General features: G+C 60.2%; 22 protein-coding genes. 12 read left to right on the top strand and 10 right to left on the bottom strand.

Annotated features, from left to right (window positions below; genetic code table 11):
- The first annotated feature begins 11 nt into the window (after nt 1-11).
- A complete protein-coding gene (locus AB4O22_RS03065) occupies nt 12-3,038 on the top strand; it encodes a multidrug efflux RND transporter permease subunit (protein WP_460095855.1) in 3,027 nt (1,008 codons plus the stop codon).
- A 253-nt stretch (nt 3,039-3,291) separates the two neighbouring features.
- Nucleotides 3,292-4,514 (top strand): IS3 family transposase gene (locus tag AB4O22_RS03060; RefSeq protein WP_460095854.1). Its coding sequence is split into 2 segments (ribosomal slippage): nt 3,292-3,643 and nt 3,643-4,514, totalling 1,224 coding nucleotides; the frame shifts between segments, so codons are not numbered across the junction.
- Nucleotides 4,515-4,562: 48 nt separating this feature from the next.
- Here the strand turns inward: AB4O22_RS03060 and AB4O22_RS03055 are convergent.
- The 5 genes from AB4O22_RS03055 to colR form a co-directional block, all read right to left on the bottom strand.
- Complete coding sequence (locus AB4O22_RS03055; protein ID WP_013694093.1) at nt 4,563-4,790, bottom strand: hypothetical protein; 228 nt, start codon at nt 4,788-4,790, stop codon at nt 4,563-4,565.
- Between the two features lie 2 nt (nt 4,791-4,792).
- Nucleotides 4,793-5,503, bottom strand: a complete 711-nt coding sequence (locus AB4O22_RS03050) for a lipopolysaccharide kinase InaA family protein (RefSeq protein WP_223472689.1) — start codon at nt 5,501-5,503, stop codon at nt 4,793-4,795.
- A 4-nt stretch (nt 5,504-5,507) separates the two neighbouring features.
- The gene (locus AB4O22_RS03045; RefSeq protein ID WP_223472690.1) at nt 5,508-6,176 is read right to left on the bottom strand and encodes a class I SAM-dependent methyltransferase; all 669 of its coding nucleotides are present in this window, start codon (nt 6,174-6,176) and stop codon (nt 5,508-5,510) included.
- A gap of 128 nt (nt 6,177-6,304) precedes the next feature.
- A complete protein-coding gene (locus tag AB4O22_RS03040; RefSeq protein ID WP_223527869.1) occupies nt 6,305-7,582 on the bottom strand; it encodes a sensor histidine kinase in 1,278 nt (425 codons plus the stop codon).
- A complete protein-coding gene (gene colR / locus AB4O22_RS03035; protein WP_003204909.1) occupies nt 7,572-8,255 on the bottom strand; it encodes a two-component system response regulator ColR in 684 nt (227 codons plus the stop codon). Before colR ends, AB4O22_RS03040 begins: the two co-directional genes overlap by 11 nt.
- 208 nt (nt 8,256-8,463) lie before the next feature.
- On the opposite strand from colR, the gene AB4O22_RS03030 reads away from it, so the two are divergent.
- The gene (locus AB4O22_RS03030) at nt 8,464-10,413 is read left to right on the top strand and encodes an LTA synthase family protein (RefSeq protein ID WP_460106711.1); all 1,950 of its coding nucleotides are present in this window, start codon (nt 8,464-8,466) and stop codon (nt 10,411-10,413) included.
- A gap of 53 nt (nt 10,414-10,466) precedes the next feature.
- Complete coding sequence (locus tag AB4O22_RS03025; protein WP_460095853.1) at nt 10,467-11,210, top strand: phosphatase PAP2 family protein; 744 nt, start codon at nt 10,467-10,469, stop codon at nt 11,208-11,210.
- A gap of 145 nt (nt 11,211-11,355) precedes the next feature.
- On the opposite strand, the gene groL is transcribed toward AB4O22_RS03025, so the two are convergent.
- From groL to AB4O22_RS03005, 4 genes are all read right to left on the bottom strand, one after another.
- Entirely contained in the window at nt 11,356-12,999 is a 1,644-nt protein-coding gene (gene groL, locus AB4O22_RS03020; protein WP_003204912.1) for a chaperonin GroEL, read from the bottom strand.
- Nucleotides 13,000-13,049: 50 nt separating this feature from the next.
- Complete coding sequence (locus AB4O22_RS03015; RefSeq protein WP_003204913.1) at nt 13,050-13,343, bottom strand: co-chaperone GroES; 294 nt, start codon at nt 13,341-13,343, stop codon at nt 13,050-13,052.
- Between the two features lie 244 nt (nt 13,344-13,587).
- Nucleotides 13,588-14,064: an FxsA family protein gene (locus AB4O22_RS03010; RefSeq protein ID WP_013694095.1), complete on the bottom strand. Its 477-nt coding sequence runs from the start codon at nt 14,062-14,064 to the stop codon at nt 13,588-13,590.
- A 66-nt stretch (nt 14,065-14,130) separates the two neighbouring features.
- Nucleotides 14,131-14,862 carry a HugZ family pyridoxamine 5'-phosphate oxidase gene (locus AB4O22_RS03005; protein WP_223472694.1) on the bottom strand — a complete coding sequence of 244 codons (732 nt, stop codon included), beginning with the start codon at nt 14,860-14,862 and terminating at the stop codon, nt 14,131-14,133.
- Between the two features lie 167 nt (nt 14,863-15,029).
- Here AB4O22_RS03005 and AB4O22_RS03000 point away from each other — a divergent pair, with 167 nt between their 5' ends.
- A complete protein-coding gene (locus tag AB4O22_RS03000) occupies nt 15,030-15,788 on the top strand; it encodes an SDR family oxidoreductase (RefSeq protein ID WP_003204919.1) in 759 nt (252 codons plus the stop codon).
- A gap of 156 nt (nt 15,789-15,944) precedes the next feature.
- On the opposite strand, the gene apbC is transcribed toward AB4O22_RS03000, so the two are convergent.
- On the bottom strand, nt 15,945-17,039 hold the full coding sequence (gene apbC, locus AB4O22_RS02995) for an iron-sulfur cluster carrier protein ApbC (RefSeq protein WP_223472695.1): 1,095 nt from the start codon (nt 17,037-17,039) through the stop codon (nt 15,945-15,947).
- A gap of 322 nt (nt 17,040-17,361) precedes the next feature.
- On the opposite strand from apbC, the gene metG reads away from it, so the two are divergent.
- From metG to nth, 7 genes are all read left to right on the top strand, one after another.
- The gene (metG, locus tag AB4O22_RS02990) at nt 17,362-19,407 is read left to right on the top strand and encodes a methionine--tRNA ligase (RefSeq protein WP_223472696.1); all 2,046 of its coding nucleotides are present in this window, start codon (nt 17,362-17,364) and stop codon (nt 19,405-19,407) included.
- Between the two features lie 130 nt (nt 19,408-19,537).
- A complete protein-coding gene (locus AB4O22_RS02985; protein WP_028237357.1) occupies nt 19,538-20,110 on the top strand; it encodes an Rnf-Nqr domain containing protein in 573 nt (190 codons plus the stop codon).
- Nucleotides 20,107-21,138, top strand: coding sequence for an electron transport complex subunit RsxB (rsxB, locus tag AB4O22_RS02980; protein WP_043042810.1), 1,032 nt, complete (start codon nt 20,107-20,109; stop codon nt 21,136-21,138). Before AB4O22_RS02985 ends, rsxB begins: the two co-directional genes overlap by 4 nt.
- Entirely contained in the window at nt 21,125-22,111 is a 987-nt protein-coding gene (locus AB4O22_RS02975) for an RnfABCDGE type electron transport complex subunit D (RefSeq protein WP_003204928.1), read from the top strand. Before rsxB ends, AB4O22_RS02975 begins: the two co-directional genes overlap by 14 nt.
- Nucleotides 22,108-22,719 carry an RnfABCDGE type electron transport complex subunit G gene (locus AB4O22_RS02970; protein WP_003204931.1) on the top strand — a complete coding sequence of 204 codons (612 nt, stop codon included), beginning with the start codon at nt 22,108-22,110 and terminating at the stop codon, nt 22,717-22,719. The genes AB4O22_RS02975 and AB4O22_RS02970 overlap by 4 nt, the downstream gene beginning before the upstream one ends.
- Nucleotides 22,712-23,245 (top strand): Rnf-Nqr domain containing protein, encoded by a 534-nt coding sequence (locus AB4O22_RS02965; protein WP_460095852.1) that lies wholly within the window; start codon nt 22,712-22,714, stop codon nt 23,243-23,245. The genes AB4O22_RS02970 and AB4O22_RS02965 overlap by 8 nt, the downstream gene beginning before the upstream one ends.
- Nucleotides 23,242-23,880, top strand: coding sequence for an endonuclease III (gene nth / locus AB4O22_RS02960; protein ID WP_003204935.1), 639 nt, complete (start codon nt 23,242-23,244; stop codon nt 23,878-23,880). Before AB4O22_RS02965 ends, nth begins: the two co-directional genes overlap by 4 nt.
- Nucleotides 23,881-23,967 lie beyond the last annotated feature (87 nt).

Genomic DNA, 23,967 nt, shown 5'->3' with positions numbered 1-23,967 from the left:
AAGGAACCCCCATGGCTTTTACCGATCCATTCATCCGCCGTCCGGTGCTCGCCACCGTGGTCAGCCTGTTGATCGTGCTGCTGGGCTTCCAGGCCTGGAGCAAGTTGCCCCTGCGTCAGTATCCACAAATGGAGAACGCCCTGATCACGGTGACCACCGCCTACCCCGGGGCCAACGCCGAAACCATCCAGGGCTACATTACCCAGCCGATGCAGCAGAGCCTGGCCAGTGCCGAGGGCATCGACTACATGACCTCGGTCAGCCGCCAGAATTTCTCGGTGATTTCGGTCTATGCCCGCATCGGCTCCAACAGCGACCGGCTCTTTACCGAACTGCTGGCCAAGGCCAACGAGGTCAAGAACCAACTGCCCCAGGATGCCGAGGACCCAGTCCTCAGCCGCGAGGCCGCCGATGCCTCGGCACTGATGTACATCAGTTTCTTCAGCAAGGAACTGAACAACCCGCAGATCACCGACTACCTGTCACGGGTGATCCAGCCCAAACTGGCGACCCTGCCAGGCATGGCTGAGGCGGAGATCCTCGGCAACCAGGTCTTCGCCATGCGCCTGTGGCTGGACCCGGTCAAGCTCGCCGGCTTCGGCCTGACTGCCGCCAACGTGACCAATGCCGTGCGCCAGCACAACTTCCTCTCCGCCGCCGGTGAAGTGAAAGGCGAGTATGTGGTCACCAGCATCAACGCCAACACCGAACTCAAGTCCGCCGAGGCCTTCGGCGCGATCCCGCTCAAGACCGACGGCGACAGCCGCGTGTTGCTGCGGGATGTGGCCCGCGTGGAAATGGGCGCCGAGAACTACGACTCCATCAGTTCCTTTGGTGGCACGCCCTCGGTGTACATCGGGATCAAGGCCACACCCGGTGCGAACCCGCTGGATGTGATCAAGGAAGTGCGCAAGATCATGCCGGACGTGGAGGCCCAGCTCCCGGCCAACCTCAAGGCCGAGATCGCCTACGACGCCACCCTGTTCATCCAGGCCTCCATCGACGAAGTGGTGAAAACCCTGTTCGAGGCAGTGCTGATCGTCATTGTCGTGGTGTTCCTGTTCCTCGGTGCCCTGCGTTCGGTGGTCATCCCGGTGGTGACCATCCCGCTGTCGATGATCGGCGTGATGTTCTTCATGCAGTTGATGGGCTACTCGATGAACCTCCTGACCCTGCTGGCCATGGTGCTCGCCATCGGTCTGGTGGTGGACGACGCCATCGTGGTGGTGGAGAACATTCACCGGCACATCGAGGAAGGCAAGACCCCACTCGACGCCGCGATAGAAGGCGCCCGGGAAATCGCCATGCCGGTGGTCTCGATGACCATCACCCTGGCGGCGGTGTACGCGCCGATCGGCCTGCTCCAGGGCCTGACGGGTGCTTTGTTCAAGGAGTTCGCATTGACCCTGGCCGGGGCGGTGGTGATCTCCGGCATCGTCGCCCTGACCTTGTCACCGATGATGTGCGCCATGCTGCTGCGCCACGATGAGAACCCCTCGGGCCTGGCCCATAGGCTGGACATGGTTTTCGAGCGCTTGAAGAGTCGTTACCAGCGCATGCTTCACGGCACGCTCAACACCCGGCCGGTGGTACTGGTGTTCGCCGTGATCGTCCTGCTGCTGATCCCGGTGCTGATCATGTTCACCAAGTCCGAACTGGCCCCCGACGAAGACCAGGGCATCATCTTCATGATGGCCAACGCCCCGCAGCCAACCAACCTCGACTACCTGAACACGTACACCGATCACTTCATTACCATCTTCAAGGAGTTCCCGGAGTACTACTCCTCGTTCCAGATCAATGGCTACAACGGCGTACAGTCGGGTATCGGCGGCTTCCTGCTCAAGCCCTGGAACGAACGCAGCCGAACCCAGATGGAAATCCTGCCAGAGGTCCAGGCCAAGCTGGAAAGCGTGCCTGGCTTGCAGATCTTCGGTTTCAACCTGCCCTCGCTGCCGGGCACCGGCGAAGGCTTGCCATTTGCGTTCGTCATCAACTCGCCGAAGGATTATGCGACGCTGCTGGAGATTGCCGACCGGGTCAAAAAGCGTGCATTGGAATCCGGCAAGTTCGCCTTCATGGACATAGACCTGGCGTTCGACAAGCCCGAAGTCGTGGTGGATATCGATCGCGCCAAGGCCGCCCAGATGGGCGTTTCGATGCAGGACCTGGGCGGTACCCTGGCGACACTGCTGGGTGAAGCCGAGATCAACCGCTTCACCCTCGAGGGACGCAGCTACAAGGTCATTGCCCAGGTCGAACGCCCCTTCCGGGACAACCCGGACTGGTTGAACAACTACTACGTGAAAAATGCCAAGGGTGAATCACTCCCGCTCTCGACCCTGATCAAGGTCAGCGACCGGGCGCGACCGCGACAACTGAACCAGTTCCAGCAGCTCAATGCGGTGACCATTTCGGGCTTTCCCATCGTGAGCATGGGCGAGGCGATCGAGACCGTCCGCCAGATCGCCCGGGAGGAAGCCCCGGTGGGGTTCGCCTTCGATTACGCTGGGGCTTCGCGCCAATTCGTACAGGAAGGCAGCGCGTTGTGGGTGACCTTTGCCCTGGCACTGGCGATCATCTTCCTGGTACTGGCCGCGCAGTTCGAAAGCTTCCGGGACCCGCTGGTGATCCTGGTGACCGTGCCGCTGTCGATTTGCGGCGCCTTGATTCCGCTGTTCCTCGGCTGGTCGAGCATGAACATCTACACCCAGGTGGGCCTGGTGACGCTGATTGGACTGATCAGCAAACACGGGATCCTGATTGTCGAATTCGCCAACCAACTGCGCAGGGAACAGAACCTGACACCGCGCGAAGCCGTGGAACAAGCCGCGTCGACTCGTCTGCGACCGGTACTGATGACCACCGCAGCAATGGTGTTCGGTATGGTGCCGCTCATCTTCGCCACAGGCGCCGGGGCGGTGAGCCGCTTCGACATTGGCACGGTGATCGCCACCGGGATGTCGATTGGTACCTTGTTCACGCTGTTCGTGTTGCCTTGCGTCTACACGCTGCTGGCCAAGCCAGACAAGGCTTGAAGTGGACATCTGTGGCGAGGTTTTTTTGGGAGCAAGGCTAGCCCGCGATAAAGGCGGTGCGGTCTTCCAGTAATCGAGGCGGCTATTTCGCGAGCAAGCTTTGATCCCACAATCCAACAGGGATAAATCCCCTCGCCACAATGGGTTTTCTGCAGTCAAAAAATAAAGGCCTCGCACAAGCGAGGCCTTTATTTTGGCTTTGTCTCGTCCTGAATAAGGTTTACACCTTCTGACCTATCCTCAGGGGGAACCAATGGATTCAGGAAAAAAGCGCAGTCAGCGTGATTACACGCTGAGCTTTAAATTGGCGGTCGTCGATCAGGTTGAAAAGGGCGAACTGAGTTATAAAGAGGCTCAACGGCGTTATGGGATCCAGGGCCGGTCGACTGTGTTGGTGTGGTTACGCAAGCATGGACGGCAGGACTGGAGCCAAGGCGCCTCCATTCGTGCCCAGAGGAACCGACCGATGGCCGAGCCAAATTTGCCGCTGACACCAGAGCAGCGAATCAAGGAGCTGGAGGAAAAGCTGGCCCTTTCCAACCAGAAAGCCCAATTTTTTGAAGCTGTCGTTGACGTACTAAAGAACGATTACGGTGTTTCTGTCGTAAAAAAGCGATCCGGCAAGTCCTCACCCAAGGGCAAATCGAAGGCCTGAGTGTCACCAGGGCTTGCCAGTTTCTGGGTATCTCACGGCAGGCGTATTACAAGCGCAATCGAGCTTACGACGCACAAGCCAGCCACGCGCAAAAGGTGCTGGGGTTTGTGCTGGAGACACGCCTTGAAATGCCCCGGTTGGGCACCCGCAAGCTGCATGGCCTTATGCAATCCGAACCTGAACTGACGCAAACGGTAGGCCGAGATCGGTTGTTCGATATTTTGCGGGATCATCGACAACTGGTCCCACGCAAACGCGCTTATCACAAGACGACCGACAGCCATCATCGCTTCCGTCGACATCCGAATCGGCTCAAGCCCGGCCCTGACCAGGTCACTGCGACCGGCCCGGAACAGGTCTGGGTGGCGGATATAACCTACTTACCGACCGAGCAAAGCGTCGCTTACGTAAGTCTGGTCACTGATGCGTTCTCGCGCAAAATAGTCGGCCATCACGTGCATGAAAGCCTGCATACCGAGTCAGTCATCCGGGCGATGACGAAAGCTCTTCGCCACCGAAGAACCAATCAACCGTTGGTACATCACTCAGATCGGGGCTCGCAATACTGCTCTGATCTCTACCAAAAGCTGCACGCCAAACATGGCGTCAGGTGTTCGATGACTGATGGCTACGACTGCTACCAAAATGCTCTAGCGGAACGAGTGAATGGGATTCTGAAAACAGAATTTCTTTTACACCGTCCCAAAGACCTTGCCCAAGCCAAGCGCATGGTTGAGGAATCGATAGAAACCTATAACCGTAAGCGACCTCATCTGTCCCTGAAATACAAAACGCCCGATGCGGTGCATCGGGCGTTTTGAGACTGAAACAGGTGTAAACCTATTTCAGGACTAGACACTTCATGTCTCTCAACTTTGCGGCCTCATCCCCTGGGACAGGCTGAACATGAACAGCAGCAGGTCATTGTCCGGTCGGATCGTCTCGCTGACCTTTGCCACGCGCGGCAAAGGACAATGCGCATCAGCATTGGAAGCACTGAGGATCTGCGAGCGTGGCTGTTCCCACACAGCCACCGCCATCGATGCAACTGCCAGGGCTCCGACTAAAAACAAACCTCTAGCAATTTCTAATTTCATCGCTATAAACCTTTGATAGCGCTGCCAAACGCCGCCTCGTAAAAGTAGACGAGTTTTTTCCAGTCAGCGTCGCTAAACGACGAGTGGCGCCGCAACTGCTTCAGGTCATGGGATGCCGCACGTTGGGCCGTCAGACGCTGGCGACACTTCTCAAAATCGAGCAAAGCCACCTCAGCCTTGGCCGCCTCGCCCTCTCCGGTCACTCGCACAAAGACGTGCTTGATGTAGATACAGCCATGTTGCCAACGCCCCATGTGCATGCGCGCAAGATTCTCAGCCAGACCCAGGAGGATTTGATCGTGCACCGCTTCGCCATGGCGCTCGCGGCCACCTGCGGCATACCAGTGCTCGATCTCTTCAAAGCCTTCCAGCGCCTGGGTCACCAGCAGCGCACGCCACTTGTGAACCGGGTCCCGCTGGGCGCCACAGAAAATGAGCTGGGGGACGCGAACACCCAATCGGGTCAACGCCAGAAGTGCGTCTTGCTCGCGCAGCACGGTCGGTCGACCGAACGGGTGCAACCAGCTGCGATAAATATGTCCGGTCTGACGCTTGGCATAAAGCAGCTTGCCGTCCTTGCTCTTGATCCGTTGCACGCCGCTTTCACCGCCGCGACGCACATTGGGTTCTTCCACCCACTCACCCTGCTGACTCCAGAAATGTTCAAAGTCGTCGTGAAGAATCGTTGATGGTTCTGCTGCCTGTACACCCATGCCTTTACCTCTTGCGTAATACATAAACTCGCCACATGGCATAGAGCGGTAGAAAATCCAGTCGTTCCTGAATACGAAACCCTGCCTGCCGAAACTCCTCCTCTACTGTAGCAACCGGTAACACAAATCGATTCTGGTAGTCTTTTTGCCCACGAGTGCGTTCCTGGCGCTTGCGTTTCCAGGCCTTGAAATTGCCATCAACCCATAACGAAACGATCACGCTGTCGCGGCTGACACGCTGGAATTCCCTAAGGATCGCCAGTCGATGCGCGGGTTCACCGATGTGGTGCAACAGGCGCATGCAAAAAATGCTATCGACGGCGTTATCAGGCAAGGCGATGTCGAACGCAGAAGTCTGCAAGGGTTGTACCCGTTTCACCACTTCGGCCGGTTGAGACTCCATTGCGGTCTTGAGCATGGCCTCGGAATTGTCCGCGCCGATGATGACCCGGTTCGGTTTTTCGGCCAACAAGGACCAGAATCGCCCGGCACCGCACGGCAAATCCAATACCAGGCCTGGATCACCCACGAGTGCCAATGCGCGCCGGGCCAGCTGCTGGTCTCGTAGGTTGGAAAGACGGCGACTCAAGCTGCCTCGATGCTTATGAAAATACTTCTTGGCGTGCTGCTCGTCGTATTTCTCGGAAAAATCGAGTTTGATAGGGTCGGGCATTGATGGGGGCCTCCATGTCTGAATAGCCCCCACCTTATGAATTGATATGTCAGGGTCAGGTCGTCACTTTGTGAAAAGTTTGTCATGTACATGACCGAATCATTACAGGATTTTTCCAACCTAAGCGATCATACCTTCGGATTCAACTCCACCTCGAAACGGCAACCGTTGGGTTCCATCGTGCTGAGACTCACCGTCCAGCCCTGGTTCTCGCAAATCCGTTGCACCAGTGACAGCCCCAACCCCAGCCCCTCGCCGCGCTTTTCGTTGCCACGCACGAATGGCTCGAACATCGCCTCGCGCTTCTCCTCCGGGATGCCCACGCCACTGTCCTCGACCATGAAGCCGGTCGCAGACAACGAGAGACGGATGAACCCCTGGTCGGTGTAGTGCAAGGCATTTCGCAGCAGGTTGCCCATGACGGCAGTCAGGAAAGTGGCGTTATACAAGGTGTCGAGTGTTTGTCCCGGTTCGAAGATCAGCGTCAGGCCTTTGGATTCGATAGGGTCGCGCCACACTCCGAGGAGATTTTCGGCCACCTGTGCAAGGTTCGACCGAGGCGACATGCCGTTGTCGTCGCGCTGTGCCCTGGCGAGCATCAGGAAGGTCTGCACCAGTTCGCGCATCTCTTCACTGGCCCTGTTGATGCGCTCGACCTGGGTGCGACCACGCAGATCCAGTGCCGGGTTTTCCAGAAGCAATTCGCAGGAGGTCGCCAAGACCATCAACGGTGTGCGCAATTCGTGGCTTACGTCGCTGGTGAACAATCGTTCGCGGGTCAGGGCCTGGCGCAAGCGTCCCAGTGTTGCGTCGAACGCCACGGCCAGTTCACCCACTTCATCGGCGGCATAATCCGGGGCCAGCGGCGGAGCCAGGCCCAGGAGCTGGTCGCGATGGCGCACTTGCCGGGCCAGGCGAACCACCGGCGCCATCACCCGGCGTGCCAGGACCCAGCCCAAAAATACCGCCAGCGCCAGGCTGAGCACAAAGCCCACCAGCACCACGGCGAACAGCACCCGCTCGCGCTCCTCGAAGTCGCTCTGGTCCTGCAGCAACACGTAATGCCGGCCATCAACGATCTCGACCATGGCGTGATATGACAACTGCTCGCGAAACACCTCATGAAAACCACGTTCCAGATGGCGCAGGTCCTTGGGCAACTCGAAGTCACCTGGGCCACCGCTGAAATAAAACAACTGGTCGGGTTCCGGGCGATGGTTCCAGTCCGAGACACTGTCCATCAACAGCAAGCGCTGCAGATCGCCGCCAAGCCCGGCGGAGATCAGTTTTTCTTCGACCAGGTGGACCGTTGCCACGATGCCCATGGCGAAAGCGCCAGCCACCAATGCGCTCATCAGCGCAAAGGCGATGATGATCCGTTGGGCGAGGCTCTGCTTAAACTCCATCGCGGCCCTCGGCCAAGCGATAGCCGACGCCGTGTACCGTGTGCAACAACGGCTTGTCGAACGGCTTGTCGATCACTTGGCGCAGTTGATGGACGTGGCTGCGCAGGCTGTCGCTGTCCGGACAATCATCGCCCCACAACGCTTCTTCGAGGATTTCGCGGCGCAGCACGTGAGGGCTTTTCTGCATCAGTACCGCCAGCAGCTTGAGGCCTACGGGGTTGAGCTTGAGCAGCTTGCCTTCACGCGTCACTTCCAGGGTATCGAGGTCGTAGCTCAGGTCGCCGACCTGCAAGGCACGGCGGCCACCACCCTGGGACCGACGCATGACGGCTTCGATCCGCGCCGCCAGTTCCGACAGGGCAAACGGTTTGATCAAGTAGTCATCGGCCCCGGACTTGAAACCCTGCAGCCGGTCGTCCAACTGGTCCCGAGCGGTCAGCATGATCACTGGCGTATCGAGCCGGGCGTCTTCGCGCAGGCGCTTGCACAAGGTGTAGCCGTCGATGCCCGGCAGCATGATGTCGAGCACGATCAGGTCGTAGTGTTCGGTCGCGGCCAGGTGCAACCCCGACAAACCGTCCTGGGCACAATCGACGGTGTAGCCCTTGAGCCCCAGGTAATCGGCCAGGTTGGCCAGGATATCGCGGTTGTCTTCGACCAATAGAATTCGCATGGGCACCTCTGTGTACACAGTTAACGGCCATCTTGGCCCGCGCAGCTTACGGCCAATGCCGATTCAGGGCTAGGGCTGGAGGCTGCGGAAAATCGACGCCTACCGTACATCAGCTTTTAATGGTTTTTTCACTATCGGTTCACAACCTGACTACAGTGAGGTAGCAAGACTCTCGCGCTATCGGATTGATATATAAGGAAAGTAGTAAATGGACTTTATCAAAGCAGCGCCCATGCGCTTTCTGCTGCTGATCACCAGCATCTGGCTGGCAGTGTTTTTCCTGACCCGAACCGTTCTGCTGCTCACTCACCTGGATGAGGCCGGAGGCATCGCGCTTTCCGTGTTTGGCACCGGGCTGCTGTATGACCTGGGGTTCCTCGCCTATGCAATCTTGCCGATGGGGCTGTATCTGCTGCTTTGCCCTCCAGCCCTATGGCACCGTCGCGGTCACCGCTGGTTTCTTCGGGGGCTGCTGACGGTCAGCGTGTTCGTCATGCTGTTCACCTCGGTCGCCGAATGGCTGTTCTGGGATGAGTTCGGCGTGCGTTTCAACTTCATCGCCGTCGACTACCTGGTCTATTCCGATGAAGTGCTGAACAACGTGCTGGAATCGTATCCAATCGGCCCCCTGTTGACGACTCTTGCGGTACTGGCCGTGGGCTTGAGCCTGGCGTTGGGTAAACCGTTCAATGCCGCGCTGGCCGCCCCATTGCCCCCCTTGCGCGGACGCCTGCTCAATGCATTCGGCCTGTTGGCTATCGCTGGCCTGAGCCTGCAATGGCTCAGCCAGGATGCGCCCCGCGCCCAGGGTGGCAATGCCTACCAGAACGAACTGGCGAGCAACGGTCCGTATCAGTTTTTCGCGGCGTTTCGTAATAACGAATTGGACTACGGACAGTTCTACAGCAGCCTGCCCCCGGCGACCGTCGCCCAGCAGATACGTGCAGAACTGAGCGGGCCCAATGCACGCTTCATCGGTGAGGATCCACAAGATATCCGTCGAATGATCGACAGCCCCGGCACCGCCCGTAAACCGAACATCGTGCTGGTGACCATCGAAAGCCTCAGCGCCAAATACCTGGGCAGCAACGGTGATCAACGCAACTTGACGCCCAACCTGGACGCCCTGCGCAAACAGAGCCTGTATTTCAATAACTTCTACGCCACAGGCACCCGCACCGATCGAGGCCTGGAAGCCATCACCCTGGCTATTCCGCCTACCCCGGGGCGCTCGATCGTCAAGCGCATTGGCCGGGAAAGCGGCTTCGCCAGCCTTGGCCAGCAGTTGAACTCGGTCGGCTACGACAGCGTGTTTGTCTATGGTGGGCGCGGTTACTTCGATAACATGAACGCGTTTTTCAGCGGCAACGGCTATCGGGTCGTCGATCAAACCAGCGTCGATGAATCCGAGATCCACTTCAAGAATGCTTGGGGCATGGCCGATGAGGACCTGTACAAACAGACGTTGAAGTTGGCCGATGTCAATTACGCCAAACAGCAACCATTTTTATTGCAGTTGATGACGACCTCCAACCACCGCCCCTACACCTATCCAGATGACCGGATCGACATCAAGTCCGGCAACGGCCGGGATGGGGCAGTAAAATATACCGACTACGCCATTGGTCAGTTTCTGGAGCAAGCACGGCAGAAACCGTGGTTCGATAACACCCTCTTCGTTTTCGTCGCTGACCACACCGCCGGCAGCGCTGGCAAGGAAGACCTGCCGATCAGCAATTACCAGATCCCGTTGTTCATCTACTCGCCGAAGCTGATCGAACCACGAGAAAGCGCCCAACTTGCCAGTCAGATCGACCTCGCCCCCACCTTGCTCGGTTTGCTGAACATGGATTACCAGTCGACGTTCTTTGGTCGCGACCTGCTGCAGAACAACCCGTTGCCGCCCCGCGTCGTTGTAGGTAATTATCAGCACCTGGGCCTGTTCGACGGCAAGGATCTGGCAATCCTCAGTCCACGCCAAGGCCTGCGACGGCATGACGATGCACTGACCGAAAGTCGCGAATCCAGGGCGAACAGCGAAGACCCGCTGATCAGCCGCGCCATCACGTATTACCAAACCGCCAGTTATGGCTTCAAGCAACAGCTGCTTGGCTGGGAAGCACCCAAGGAGGGGGCCGAGCAAGTCAGCGAACGTTAATCGAACTGCCCCAGGCTGATGCCCTGGGGCGATTTCTTGGTCCTGGATCCGTCATGCAATCAAGCGCTCTACGCCCTACCCCTCGCCCGCTAAACTTCTGGTTGTGCCTCACAGCTCCCATCGCTGCGGCAATCACTCTGGTTTTGCTGGAGTGGACCGACCTGGACATGGATTTGGCCCGGCTGTTTTATGATCCGGCCGCCGGCTACTTCATCGGACGCCACAGCTTTTTCCTGGAAGACATCCTGCACGATCGAGCCAAAGAGGTGGTCATCGTGTTCTCCGTGCTGGCGGTCCTGGGATTCATCAGCTCGTTCTTCATCACCCGGCTCAAACCGTTCAAGCGGGAATTGGGCTGCCTGGTGCTGTCCCTGGCACTGGCGACGTCCTTCGTCACGCCGATGAAAGCGGTGACAGCGGTGCAATGCCCCTGGAGCCTGAAGGAATTCGGCGGCAAGGAAACCTATAGCGAACTGCTAAGCCCGCGCCCGGCCACGGACAAACCCGGTCGATGCTGGCCCGGCGGTCACGCCGCCACCGGGTTCACGTTGTTTGCGCTGTTCTTCGTCCTGCGCGACCGCCGCCCACGCCTGGCCCGCCAGGCTCTGATATTCGCCTTCACGTTGGGAACGGTGTTCTCCTTGGGGCGGATGATGCAAGGGGCGCACTTCTTTTCCCACAACGTGTGGACCGCGGTGTTCTGTTGGCTGATCTGCCTGGGGTGCTACTACTACATCCTGTACCGACCGGCCGTCATGACTGATCGCGTGGCGTTGAGCCAGCCTTCCAACGCCTGACAACGCCCCGGACAAACCCTGTGGGAGTAAAGCTTGCTCCCACAGAGACAGCTGGGTCCAGCTCAATGCCGGGATAAACTCAAGGCAATAAAAAACCCCGCCTGCTTTCGCAGGCGGGGTTTTTCGCTACAGGGGTAAGGCTGGCTTACATCATGCCGCCCATGCCACCCATGCCGCCCATGTCTGGCATACCGCCGCCAGCTGGAGCGTCTTCCTTGATTTCAGCGATCATCGCCTCGGTGGTGATCATCAGGCTGGCAATCGACGAAGCCGCTTGCAGAGCCGAACGAGTCACTTTGGCTGGGTCCAGGATACCCATTTCGATCATGTCGCCGTATTCGCCGGTAGCAGCGTTGTAACCGTAGTTACCCGTACCCTGCTTGACCTTGTCGACCACAACGCTTGGCTCGTCGCCGGAGTTGGCAACGATCTGGCGCAGCGGGGCTTCTACAGCGCGACGCAGCAACTGGATGCCCACGTTCTGGTCATCGTTGTCGCCTTTCAGCTCGGAGATAGCCTGCAGAGCGCGAACCAGTGCCACGCCGCCGCCAGGTACCACGCCTTCTTCGACGGCTGCACGGGTAGCGTGCAGGGCGTCTTCAACGCGGGCTTTCTTCTCTTTCATTTCAACTTCGGAACCGGCGCCAACCTTGATCACTGCAACGCCGCCGGACAGCTTGGCCAGGCGCTCTTGCAGTTTTTCACGGTCGTAGTCGGACGAAGTGTCGGCCACTTGCTGACGGATCTGCAGAACGCGAGCCTGGATGTCAGTCTCGACGCCGGCACCGTCGATCACGGTGGTGTTTTCCTTGGACAGGATCACGCGCTTGGCGTTACCCAGGTGCTCCAGGGTGGTGCTTTCCAGGCTCAGGCCGATCTCTTCGGAGATAACGGTACCGCCGGTCAGTACGGCGATGTCCTGCAGCATGGCCTTGCGGCGGTCGCCGAAGCCTGGAGCCTTGACGGCTGCGACTTTAACGATGCCGCGCATGTTGTTCACAACCAGGGTCGCCAGGGCTTCGCCTTCAACGTCTTCAGCCACGATCAGCAGTGGGCGGCCGGCTTTGGCAACGGCTTCCAGCACTGGCAGCATTTCGCGGATGTTGGAGATCTTCTTGTCGACCAGCAGGATCAGCGGACCGTCGAGCTCGGCAGTCATGGTCTCTGGCTTGTTGACGAAGTACGGGGACAGGTAGCCACGGTCGAACTGCATGCCTTCTACAACCGACAGTTCGTTTTCCAGGCCCGAGCCTTCTTCAACAGTGATCACGCCTTCTTTACCAACTTTTTCCATGGCTTCGGCAATGATGTCGCCGATGGAGTTGTCGGAGTTGGCGGAGATGGTGCCGACCTGAGCGATTGCCTTGGTGTCAGCGCATGGCTTGGACAGGGCTTTGAGCTCTTTGACAATGGCGATGGTCGCCTTGTCGATGCCGCGCTTGAGGTCCATCGGGTTCATGCCGGCAGCGACGGCTTTCAGGCCTTCGTTGACGATCGATTGAGCCAGGACGGTAGCGGTGGTGGTGCCGTCGCCGGCGTCATCGTTGGCACGGGAGGCAACGTCTTTGACCAGTTGCGCGCCCATGTTTTCGAAGCGGTCTTTCAGCTCGATTTCTTTGGCTACGGAAACGCCGTCCTTGGTGATGGTCGGAGCGCCGAAGCTCTTCTCGATGATCACGTTACGGCCTTTCGGGCCGAGGGTCGCTTTTACTGCGTCAGCCAGGACGTTGACACCGGCGAGCATTTTTTTGCGGGCGGAATCGCCGAATTTAACTTCTTTAGCAGCCATGATCGATATTCCTTAAATACTTTGTAGTAACGGGAAAATGGGCGGGGGAATCAGCCTTCGAGGACAGCGAGGATTTCGTTCTCGCTCATTACCAGCAGGTCTTCGCCGTCGACTTTCACTGTGTTGCTGCCGGAGTAAGGGCCGAACACAACCTTGTCACCCACTTTCACGGCCAGCGCACGTACTTCGCCGTTTTCCAGTGCCTTGCCTGGGCCTACAGCGAGAACTTCACCGTGGTTGGCTTTTTCAGCAGCCGAACCTGGCAGGACGATACCGCCAGCGGTTTTCTTCTCTTCTTCGCTGCGACGGATGACGACGCGGTCATGCAGAGGACGAAGCTTCATTGTCGATCTCTCCTAATTTTTGGTTTTCATCGGCCGGTGTAGTCCCGGCGGGTTTAACAAAGCCGGCGGAGCCGGGTGCGGTTCGTCAGTCGAACCGCGGAAGTCTGTCCGGTGTCACCACCGGAAACCTTGCGGTGACCGTTACATAAGGGCGCACAAGTGGATTACAAGGGCAGGGACAGAAAATTTTTTACTCCATGCCATCAAAACGAGCACGGCGCCCGAAGGCGCCGTGCTGATGGTTTTACTTGGAATCGCGGTGTTCGAATTCGCCTTCGATCACGTTGGGCTCACGGCCCACAGGCTCTCGCGGAGCCGGACCGCCACGAGGCTGGAGGTCATCGGCGAAAGCGCGCTGACGAATCGCCTGCTCTTCGGCGCGCTGGCGCATTTTATTGGCCAGCAGCCGACGGGTGAACGGCAACAGCATGACCAGGCCCAGCACGTCGCTGATAAAGCCTGGCAGGATCAACAGACCGCCACCCAGGGCCAGCATCAGGCCTTCGAGCATGGTCTGGGCGGGCAGCTCGCCGCGGTTCAGGCTTTCACGGGCACGCAATGCCGTGGCGAGGCCGGCGATACGCAGCACGAACACGCCGAGCATCGAGCCGAGAATGACCAGCAGCAGGGCCGGGAAAAACCCGATCGCACCGCTGACCTTGACGAATACGAACAGCTCCAACACCGGGAACAGCAGAAAGAGCAATAAAAAAGGGCGCATCAAATGGTTCCTCAACGCAAGAATACCTTGCTATGAAACTCTAAATGACGTCGCCCTTTCGTGAATTCAAGCGTCGACCTCGGCATTTTTCGGCCATTGCTCGGCGTGAGCCAGATAAACCAAGGCTTCGCGCACTTGTGTCGGGGTGTTGCAAGGCGTTGGAAACCCCAGCCAGTGCAGGCCCAGGCCAATACGCAAGTGCATGCCCTCGCTGTCGATACCCGCCAGTTGTGCCGGTTCGCTTTTCGGCAGGCCGGTCAATTCCACGTAATGGGCGATGGCCTTGGCGTGATCGGCATTCATGTGCTCGACCATGCTGGCTTCGGCTTTGCCGGCGAAGGGATTGGCCAGGGTGAGCTGGTCGATCCAGTGGATGGCGCCAAAGCCGCCGATGTAGCGATGGCGCACCGGCTCGAGCACCCAGAAGTCGAAATCATGGGCCTTGTGGTAGTTCTGCGAGTCAGGGAAATAGCGGTAGTAACGCTCAGCGGCAGCCTCGATGGCGGCGCTGTCTTCGAGTTTGCGGGCCTCGGCCAGGTAGGTCAGGCGCCCCACGGCCTGCACATCCTCGGCGCCCCGCTCGCCCACCAGCATCGAACACTTGGGGTCTTTCTGCAGATTGTGGGTGTGCTGGGCGATACGGCTGATCAGGATCAGTGGCCGACCTTGTTCGTCCAGGCAATAGGGCACCACGGAGCCGAACGGAAAGCCGGGCATGGATTTGGAATGAGTGGAGAGTACTCCACGGTACTCCTTGAGCAGCAGTTCCCGGGCATGCTTGGCAGCTTCAACGCTCAATTTATGACTCCTTTAATAAAATCCGTCTAGAAAACGGTCAGGCGACTGGAGTAATGTTCCGGGACACCGACAGGACAGTTCTCGTGTGCAACCGGGCTACACCGTCGCAAATCGAGAGACGTCCCAAAAAGTCTCCCCCTTCACCGCTGCGCCACCTGGACATGAGCATGCAACTCACTGACAAAGTAATCATTATCACCGGCGGTTGCCAGGGTCTGGGCCGCTCCATGGCCGAGTATCTCGCGGGCAAAGGCGCGAAGCTCGCCCTGGTGGACCTCAACCAGGAAAAACTCGACCAGGCGGTTGCCGCGTGTGTAGCCAAGGGCGTCGAAGCCCGGGCGTACCTGTGCAACGTGGCCAATGAGGAGCAGGTCAGCGACATGGTCGCCCGGGTCGCCGAGGACTTCGGCGCGATCCACGGCCTGATCAACAACGCCGGGATCCTGCGCGATGGCCTGCTGCTCAAGGTCAAGGACGGTGAAATGACCAAGATGAGCCTGGCCCAGTGGCAGGCCGTGATCGACGTCAACCTCACAGGTGTATTCCTGTGCACCCGTGAAGTGGCGGCGAAAATGGTCGAGCTGAAGAACAGCGGCGCCATCATCAATATCTCGTCGATCTCCCGCGCCGGCAACGTCGGCCAGACCAACTACTCGGCCGCCAAGGCTGGTGTGGCCGCCGCCACCGTGACCTGGGCCAAGGAACTGGCACGCTACGGCATCCGTGTCGCTGGCATCGCACCGGGTTTCATCGAAACCGAGATGACCCTGGGCATGAAGCCCGAGGCCCTGGAAAAAATGACCTCGGGGATTCCGCTCAAGCGTATGGGCAAGCCTGAGGAAATTGCTCATTCGGCGGCGTATATCTTCGAGAACGACTACTACACCGGTCGGATCCTGGAGATGGATGGCGGGTTGCGGATCTAAGAATCTGCACACAATCAATGTGGGAGCGCTTGTGGGAGCACAGCTTGCTCGCGATGAGGGCGTCACATACAACACATCTGCTGGCTTTAAAACCGCTATCGCGAGCAAGCTGTGCTCCCACAGGCTTGCTCACACAATGGATCGCATTTCAGCCGATCAATCGTCGCTCATGGTGATGTTCGGCATCGCCGGTGACGCAGCCTCTTGCAACACGATCCGCGCGCCCACGTGGCGGGCCAGTTCCTGATAGACCATGGCGATCTGGCTGTCCGGTTCGGCGATGACCGTCGGCTTGCCGCCGTCGGCCTGTTCGCGGATCAGCATCGACAGCGGCAGCGAAGCCAGCAATTCGACGCCGTACTGGGTCGCCAGTTTTTCCCCGCCACCTTCGCCGAACAGGTGCTCGGCATGCCCGCAGTTCGAGCAGATGTGCACGGCCATGTTCTCCACCACGCCCAGCACCGGGATGTTGACCTTGCGGAACATTTCCACGCCCTTGCGTGCGTCCAGCAAGGCCAGGTCTTGAGGCGTGGTGACGATCACCGCACCGGCCACCGGGACTTTCTGCGCCAGGGTCAGCTGGATATCGCCGGTGCCCGGAGGCATGTCGATCACCAGGTAATCCAGGTCGCCCCACGCGGTTTGCGTGACCAGTTGCAGCAAGGCGCCGGAAACCATCGGCCCGCGCCAGACCATCGGCGTGTTGTCGTCGGTCAGGAAGGCCATGGACATGACTTCCACGCCATGGGACTGGATCGGCACGAACCACTTCTGGTCCTTGACCTGCGGCCGGGTGCCTTCGGCAACACCGAACATGATGCCTTGGCTCGGACCGTAGATGTCTGCATCGAGAATCCCGACCTTCGCCCCTTCACGGGCCAGGGCCAGGGCCAGGTTGGCCGCGGTGGTGGACTTGCCCACGCCGCCCTTGCCCGAGGCCACGGCGATCACGTTCTTGACGTTCGCCAGCCCCGGCACCTGCGCCTGGGCCTTGTGGGCGGCGATCACACTGGTGACGTCGACTTTGGCGGCGCTCACCCCGTCCAGGGCCTCGATCGCCATTTGCAGCATCTGCGCCCAGCCGCTCTTGAACAGGTCGGCGGCATAGCCGATTTCCAGCTGGACACTGACGCGATCGCCCTGGATGTCGATGGCGCGCACGCATCCGGCGCTGACCGGGTCCTGGTTCAGGTAAGGGTCGGTGTACTGGCGAAGGACGGCTTCCACCGCTGCGCGATTGACGGCGCTCATGGGCAACTCCGATAGCAAGACTTGAAAACAGGCCGCTATCCTACGCCGCGCATGCTTTTGTGGCGACCCGATTAAGGGCGACGAATGCTTCCGCTGTGTGGGAGCAGGGCTTGCCCGCGATGCGGTCGATGCGGTCTTTCAGAAATCGAGGCGCCTGTTTCGCGAGCAAGCTTTGCTCCCACAATCCCCTCGCCGCAAGTTGTGCCTGGCTTGATCCTTGCGCCGCTCCCGGCAATGCATCCGTAAACAGCCCCGAAGGGTGAAAAAAAGCCGCCAGCGCTTTATAGTGGCCGACCTCCGTTTCATCAAGTAGCCGAGCCCCATGTCCGAGCCACGCAAGATCCTCGTCACCAGCGCCCTGCCCTATGCCAATGGTTCGATTCACCTCGGCCATATGCTGGAGTACATCCAGACCGATATGTGGGTGCGCTTCCAGAAGCATCGCGGCAACCAATGCATTTATGTCTGCGCCGACGACGCCCACGGTTCGGCCATCATGCTGCGCGCAGAAAAGGAAGGCATCACCCCGGAACAACTGATCGCCAACGTCCAGGCTGAACACAGCGCCGACTTTGCCGAGTTCCTGGTGGACTTCGACAACTTCCACTCCACTCACGCCGAAGAAAACCGTGAGCTGTCGAGCCAGATCTACCTGAAGCTGCGTGACGCCGGGCACATCGCCACCCGTTCGATCACCCAGTATTTCGACCCGGAAAAGAAAATGTTCCTGGCCGACCGCTTCATCAAGGGCACCTGCCCGAAATGCGGCACTGAAGACCAGTACGGCGATAACTGCGAAAAATGCGGCGCCACCTACGCACCGACCGACCTGAAAGACCCGAAATCGGCGATTTCCGGGGCGACGCCGGTGCTCAAGGACTCCCAGCACTTCTTCTTCAAGCTGCCGGACTTCCAGCAGATGCTGCAAGCCTGGACCCGCAGCGGCACCCTGCAGGACGCCGTCGCCAACAAGATCGCCGAATGGCTCGATGCCGGCCTGCAACAGTGGGACATTTCCCGCGATGCGCCGTACTTCGGCTTCGAGATCCCCGACGAGCCCGGCAAGTATTTCTACGTCTGGCTGGACGCTCCGATCGGCTACATGGCGAGTTTCAAGAACCTCTGCAACCGCACGCCGGAGCTGGACTTCGACGCGTTCTGGGGCAAGGACTCCACCGCCGAGCTGTATCACTTCATCGGCAAGGACATCGTGAACTTCCACGCGCTGTTCTGGCCCGCCATGCTCGAAGGCGCCGGCTTCCGCAAGCCGACCGGCATCAACGTCCACGGCTACCTGACCGTCAACGGCCAGAAAATGTCCAAGTCCCGTGGCACCTTTATCAAGGCCCGGACCTACCTGGACCACCTGTCCCCGGAATACCTGCGCTACTACTACGCGGCCAAGCTCGGCCGCGGCGTCGACGACCTGGACCTGAACCTCGAAGACTTCGTGCAGAAGGTCAACTCCGACCTGGTGGGCAAGGTCGTCAACATTGCCAGCCGCTGCGCCGGGTTCATCCACAAGGGCAACGCCGGGGTCCTGGTCGCCGGCAATGCCGCGCCGGAACTGACCGACGCCTTCCTGGCGGCCGCGCCAAGCATCGCCGACGCCTACGAGTCCCGCGACTTCGCCCGTGCCATGCGCGAAATCATGGCCCTGGCCGACCGCGCCAATGCCTGGATCGCCGACAAGGCGCCCTGGTCCCTGGCCAAGCAGGAAGGCAAGCAGGACGAAGTCCAGGCGATCTGCGCCCTGGGCATCAACCTGTTCCGCCAACTGGTGATTTTCCTCAAGCCGGTGCTGCCGCTACTGGCCGCCGATGCCGAGGCGTTCCTCAACGTCGCACCGCTGACCTGGAGCGATCACCAGACGCTGCTGAGCAACCATCAGTTGAACGAGTTCAAGCCGTTGATGACCCGTATCGACGCGACCAAGGTGCAAGCCATGACCGACGCCTCCAAGGAAGACCTGGCCGCCAGCCAGACCGACACCGGCGCGCCTGCCGGGAACGGCGAACTGGCCAAGGACCCGCTGTCGCCGGAAATCGACTTCGACGCCTTTGCCGCCATTGACCTGCGCGTGGCGCTGATCGTCAAGGCCGAGGCCGTCGAAGGCGCCGACAAGCTGCTGCGCCTGACCCTGGACATCGGCGACGAGCAACGCAACGTGTTCTCCGGCATCAAGAGTGCCTACCCGGACCCGGCCAAGCTCGAAGGCCGGTTGACGATGATGATCGCCAACCTCAAGCCACGCAAAATGCGCTTTGGCATCTCCGAAGGCATGGTGATGGCGGCAGGCCCCGGCGGCGAGGAAATCTACCTGTTGAGCCCTGACAGCGGCGCCAAGCCGGGCCAGCGGATCAAGTAACGCGACCGCTTGCTGCACCGATCCCACAGTCGCCTTGCAGGTGGCTGTGGGATTTTCATATCTGGCCCACGCCCCCGGCGTGCCGGATAATGCCTAATCTTGTAACAGGCCCTTTGTCGCCAACACACCCATGACCGAAATCGTCCTCACGCTGTTCAGCGCTGCCCTGATCAACAACCTGGTGTTGCACTGGCCGCTGGGCGTCGATCCGCTGCTGGCGGTCAACGGCAGGAAGCAGGTACACGCCCTGGGCCTGGCGACGGCATGCCTGATGCTGATCGTCGGCACCCTGGGCTACCTGATCGATCATGGGCTGCTGGTGCCGACCAACCTGGTCTCGCTGCGCCTGTTGGCCTGGCTGTCCTTGAGCGTATTGCTGATCGGCCCCTTGCTGCGCCTGCTGGCCCGCTGGCGGCCGACAATGCCGTTCGAGGGGTTGTGGCCGCTGTTGCTCGGCAATGCCGGCATACTTGGCGTCACGCTGCTCAACGGCCAGCATAACCGAGACCTGGGCTACGCCATCGCCCTGAGCCTGGGTGCCGGACTGGGGTTCTGGCTGGTGCTGAGCCTGTTCGACGATCTGCGCCAGCGCACCTTCAATAACGATATTCCCCTGCCCTTTCGGGGCCTGCCGATTCAGTTGATCAGCGCCGGACTGATGGCGGTGGCCTTTCTCGGATTGCGCGGGCTGGTCAAAACATGAGCCTGATTCAACGTATCGACGCCCTGCTGCCGCAGACCCAATGCGGCAAGTGCGGCCACCCCGGGTGCAAGCCCTACGCCGAAGGCATCGCCCAGGGCGAGCCGATAAACAAATGTCCGCCCGGGGGGCGCGAAACCATCGCCGCCCTGGCCGAGCTGATGAAAATACCGGTGGTGGAGCTGGACACCAGCCGCGGCGTGGCCCCGGCGCAAGTCGCCTTTATCCGTGAAGCCGAATGCATCGGTTGCACCAAGTGCATCCAGGCCTGTCCGGTGGACGCGATTGTCGGCGCCGCCAAGCTGATGCACACCATCCTCATCGACGAATGCACAGGCTGCGATCTGTGCGTGGCGCCCTGCCCGGTCGATTGCATTGAAATGCACCCGCTGCCGACGGCAAACGTGCTGCCGATCGTCGGCGGCCTGGCCTTCAGCGTCGAAGAACAACTGGCGCGAACCGCCAAGCGCAATCATGCCCGGCGCCGCTTCGAACAACGCAATGCGCGCCTGCGCCGCGAAGAAGAACAGCGCCAGGCCGAACGCCTGGCTCGAACCCAACGGGCGGCCCAGGCCCAGGCCCAAACCCAGGACCCGGCACTCGATCCCGTACAAGCCGCACTGGAGCGCGTTCGCGCGCAAAAAGCCGCCACGGCCGATGCAGCCTTGAAAAAAGCCAAGGTCGACCTGGCCATGAGCCGGGCACAGCTGAACAAATCCTTGAAAGCGTTCGGCCACCCGCCAACCTTTGAGCAGCAATCGCAACTGATCGTGCTGCAACGCCAGTTCGAAGCGGCCGAACAGGCCCTGAGCCAACTGGAAAATGCCGCACCCGCACCCGCACCCGCGGCCGCGCCAGCCCCTGCACCGACGCAAAACGCCGAGCTGAAGCGAGCCAAGATCCAACTGGCGATGCGCCGCGCCGAACTCAGCAAAGCCCGCGCAGCTACGGCATCGGATGAACAACTGCAGGCATTGGAACACGCGGTGAAGGATGCCGAACGCCAGGTGGACGCCCATGCCGCCTCTTGAGCCAGCGGACGAACGGCTGCGCCAGGCGATGACGCGAGTGTTGCTGGCGACGCTGCCCGGCGTGCTGGCGTTGCTGTGGTTCCATGGCTGGGGCGTGGCGCTCAACCTGCTGTTGTCCGGCGCCACTGCGCTGGCGGTCGAAGCGTTGGTGCTGCGCTTGCGACGCCGGCCACTCAAGCCCGACCTGAACGATGGCAGTGCGCTGGTCAGTGCCACGCTGCTGGCCCTGGCCTTGCCGGCCTATTGCCCCTGGTGGCTGACCGTCACGGCGGCCGCCTGCGCCTTGCTGTTGGGCAAGCACCTGTGGGGCGGCGTCGGCAGCAACCCGTTCAACCCGGCAATGCTCGGGTACGCCCTGGTACTGGTGGCGTTTCCTTCCCAGATGAGTCACTGGCCGGCGCTCCACGGCATGGGCCTGTCTGAAGGCTTGCAGCAGGTATTCGGCGCTCATCCGGCGCCCGATGCCTGGGCCGGGGCGACCGCACTGGACAGCCTGCGAATCAACACGAGCCTGACCGTCGATGAACTGTTCGCCAACGATCCTGCGTTCGGGCGTTTCGGTGGCCGGGGTGTCGAATGGGTCAACCTGGCCTTCCTGGCGGGCGGTCTGTTTCTGCTGCAGCAACGGGTGTTCAGTTGGCATGCACCCGTGGGCATGCTGGTGAGCCTGTCCGCCGTCAGCCTGCTGTGCTGGAACGGTTCGGGTTCCGACTCCCATGGCTCGCCGCTGTTTCATCTGTTCAGCGGCGCAACCATGCTCGGCGCGTTTTTTATCGCGACCGAACCGGTCTCGGGTGCCAAGGCCCCTCTCGCCCGCCTGCTGTTTGGCGCGGGCATGGGACTGCTGGTCTATCTGATACGCACCTGGGGTGGCTACCCCGACGGCGTGGCGTTCGCGGTGTTGCTGATGAACCTCGGCGTGCCGGCACTGGAGCGGTTTGCCGAGGCGCGACAACGGCGGCCGCTGACATGAACAATCCCCTCGGCGTGGCAATCCTGACCTTGTTGATCGGCCTGGGTATCGGTGCCACTTACCTCACGCACCTCGGCACCGCCGGGCGTATCGAGACCCAGCAGCAAGCACTGGCGAACAGGGCCTTGCTCGAGGTGCTGCCCACCGACCACTATGATAACCAGCCGTTGACGCAGCCCGTTGTCACAGCCTCGGTGCCCCTGGCCCATAGCACGCTGTTGGGCGGCTACCTGGCGACTCGCGGCGGCCAACCCAGCGCCGTGCTGCTGCGTAGCCAGGCGCTGGGCTATGAAGGCAGCATCGAATTGCTGGTCGCCATCGATCCACAGGGCCGGTTGCTGGGCGTCAAGACCCTGCGTCAATCCGAGACACCCGGATTGGGCGCAGCGATTGCCGGCTGGCCGAACGCCTGGTTGCAGACCTTCACGGGTAAATCACGCCAGGCGCCTGATGACAGCGGCTGGGCCTTGAAAAAGGACCAGGGCCAGTTCGATCAACTGGCAGGCGCGACAGTGACGTCCCGGGCAGTGCTCCAGGCTGTTCACGATGCGCTGCGTTACTTCGACGAGCACAAGGCCCAGTTGATGGGGGTGGCAGCCAATGAATAAGCCATGGGGACTGACACACGGCCTGCTGCTCGTCCCATTGGTCGGCGCAAGCGACTCGCTGGTTGGCGCGCTGGGGTTATGGCTCGCCTGGGCCGTGGTTCTTTTCAGCCATGGCTTGGCAATGGGGCTTGTCCGGCAACGCCTGACAGCCTGTCAACGGCTGCTCGCCGCCATCGTATTGGCCGCTACCCTGACCACCTGCATTGGCCTTGTCGCCCAGGCCTGGGTGCTGGAATTGTATCGACCGTTGAACCTTTACGCTGGCTGGATCGCCCTGAGCTGCGTCGCGCTGGAGCATGAGGGTTTCTTCGTTGAATCCCGCTGGCACGGACGCCTCAGGCTGGCCGGGCTGTTTGGCCTCTTGATGATCAGCCTCGGTGCCGTGCGTGGGCTGATCGGCAGCGGCCTGCCCCTGGCCTTGCTCGCCCCCGGCGGGTTCATTCTGCTCGGGCTGTTGTTGGCGGCTCGACAGGCCTGGACGGCCGCCAAACCCCATTCATCCGTTGAGGAAACGCCGCGCCCATGAACGCCGCAAAACGCCTGGAAATATTTCGTCGCCTTCACGAGGACAACCCGGAACCGAAAACCGAACTGGCCTATTCCTCGCCGTTCGAGTTGCTGATCGCGGTCATCCTGTCAGCCCAGTCCACCGACGTCGGCGTCAACAAAGCCACGGCCAAACTGTTCCCGGTGGCCAATACGCCGGAGGCCATCTATGCCCTGGGCGTCGAAGGACTGTCCGAATACATCAAGACCATCGGCCTGTTCAACAGCAAGGCCAAGAACGTGATCGAGACCTGCCGCCTGCTGATCGAGCGCCACGGCAGTGAAGTCCCGCAGACTCGCGAAGCGCTGGAAGCCCTTCCGGGGGTCGGCCGCAAAACCGCCAACGTCGTGCTCAATACCGCGTTTCGGCAGTTGACCATGGCGGTCGATACCCACATTTTCCGCGTCAGCAACCGCACCGGGCTGGCCCCCGGCAAAAACGTGGTGGAGGTCGAGAAGAAATTGATGAAATTTGTTCCCAAGGAATTCCTGCTGGACTCCCATCACTGGCTCATCCTTCACGGGCGTTACGTTTGCCTGGCGCGCAAGCCTCGCTGCGGCAGCTGCCGAATCGAAGATTTATGCGAATACAAGCACAAGACCTCCGACGATTGAGACGCTATTGCTTTTATCGATCCATCGATTGAAAAAATCTTTTTTACCCGCCCGTGGTTTATCGATATAAGGAGCGCCAATGGCAGT

It is taken from the genome of Pseudomonas sp. S3_B11, assembly GCF_054667715.1.
Note: the sequence above shows the minus strand (reverse complement) of the source record. Positions and strands in the feature narration are given on the sequence as shown.

Excerpts from the sequence above, each read along its gene's own strand:
- groL (WP_003204912.1), bottom strand. The coding sequence starts at position 12,999 with ATGGCTGCTAAAGAAGTTAAATTCGGCGATTCCGCCCGCAAAAAAATG.
- AB4O22_RS03000 (WP_003204919.1), top strand. The coding sequence starts at position 15,030 with ATGCAACTCACTGACAAAGTAATCATTATCACCGGCGGTTGCCAGGGT.
- AB4O22_RS03040 (WP_223527869.1), bottom strand. The coding sequence starts at position 7,582 with ATGGAGTTTAAGCAGAGCCTCGCCCAACGGATCATCATCGCCTTTGCG.
- AB4O22_RS02985 (WP_028237357.1), top strand. The coding sequence starts at position 19,538 with ATGACCGAAATCGTCCTCACGCTGTTCAGCGCTGCCCTGATCAACAAC.
- metG (WP_223472696.1), top strand. The coding sequence starts at position 17,362 with ATGTCCGAGCCACGCAAGATCCTCGTCACCAGCGCCCTGCCCTATGCC.
- AB4O22_RS03055 (WP_013694093.1), bottom strand. The coding sequence starts at position 4,790 with ATGAAATTAGAAATTGCTAGAGGTTTGTTTTTAGTCGGAGCCCTGGCA.
- rsxB (WP_043042810.1), top strand. The coding sequence starts at position 20,107 with ATGAGCCTGATTCAACGTATCGACGCCCTGCTGCCGCAGACCCAATGC.
- AB4O22_RS02975 (WP_003204928.1), top strand. The coding sequence starts at position 21,125 with ATGCCGCCTCTTGAGCCAGCGGACGAACGGCTGCGCCAGGCGATGACG.
- AB4O22_RS02965 (WP_460095852.1), top strand. The coding sequence starts at position 22,712 with ATGAATAAGCCATGGGGACTGACACACGGCCTGCTGCTCGTCCCATTG.
- AB4O22_RS03065 (WP_460095855.1), top strand. The coding sequence starts at position 12 with ATGGCTTTTACCGATCCATTCATCCGCCGTCCGGTGCTCGCCACCGTG.
- AB4O22_RS03030 (WP_460106711.1), top strand. The coding sequence starts at position 8,464 with ATGGACTTTATCAAAGCAGCGCCCATGCGCTTTCTGCTGCTGATCACC.
- nth (WP_003204935.1), top strand. The coding sequence starts at position 23,242 with ATGAACGCCGCAAAACGCCTGGAAATATTTCGTCGCCTTCACGAGGAC.
- apbC (WP_223472695.1), bottom strand. The coding sequence starts at position 17,039 with ATGAGCGCCGTCAATCGCGCAGCGGTGGAAGCCGTCCTTCGCCAGTAC.
- AB4O22_RS03015 (WP_003204913.1), bottom strand. The coding sequence starts at position 13,343 with ATGAAGCTTCGTCCTCTGCATGACCGCGTCGTCATCCGTCGCAGCGAA.
- AB4O22_RS03050 (WP_223472689.1), bottom strand. The coding sequence starts at position 5,503 with ATGGGTGTACAGGCAGCAGAACCATCAACGATTCTTCACGACGACTTT.
- AB4O22_RS03010 (WP_013694095.1), bottom strand. The coding sequence starts at position 14,064 with ATGCGCCCTTTTTTATTGCTCTTTCTGCTGTTCCCGGTGTTGGAGCTG.
- AB4O22_RS03025 (WP_460095853.1), top strand. The coding sequence starts at position 10,467 with ATGCAATCAAGCGCTCTACGCCCTACCCCTCGCCCGCTAAACTTCTGG.
- AB4O22_RS02970 (WP_003204931.1), top strand. The coding sequence starts at position 22,108 with ATGAACAATCCCCTCGGCGTGGCAATCCTGACCTTGTTGATCGGCCTG.
- AB4O22_RS03045 (WP_223472690.1), bottom strand. The coding sequence starts at position 6,176 with ATGCCCGACCCTATCAAACTCGATTTTTCCGAGAAATACGACGAGCAG.
- colR (WP_003204909.1), bottom strand. The coding sequence starts at position 8,255 with ATGCGAATTCTATTGGTCGAAGACAACCGCGATATCCTGGCCAACCTG.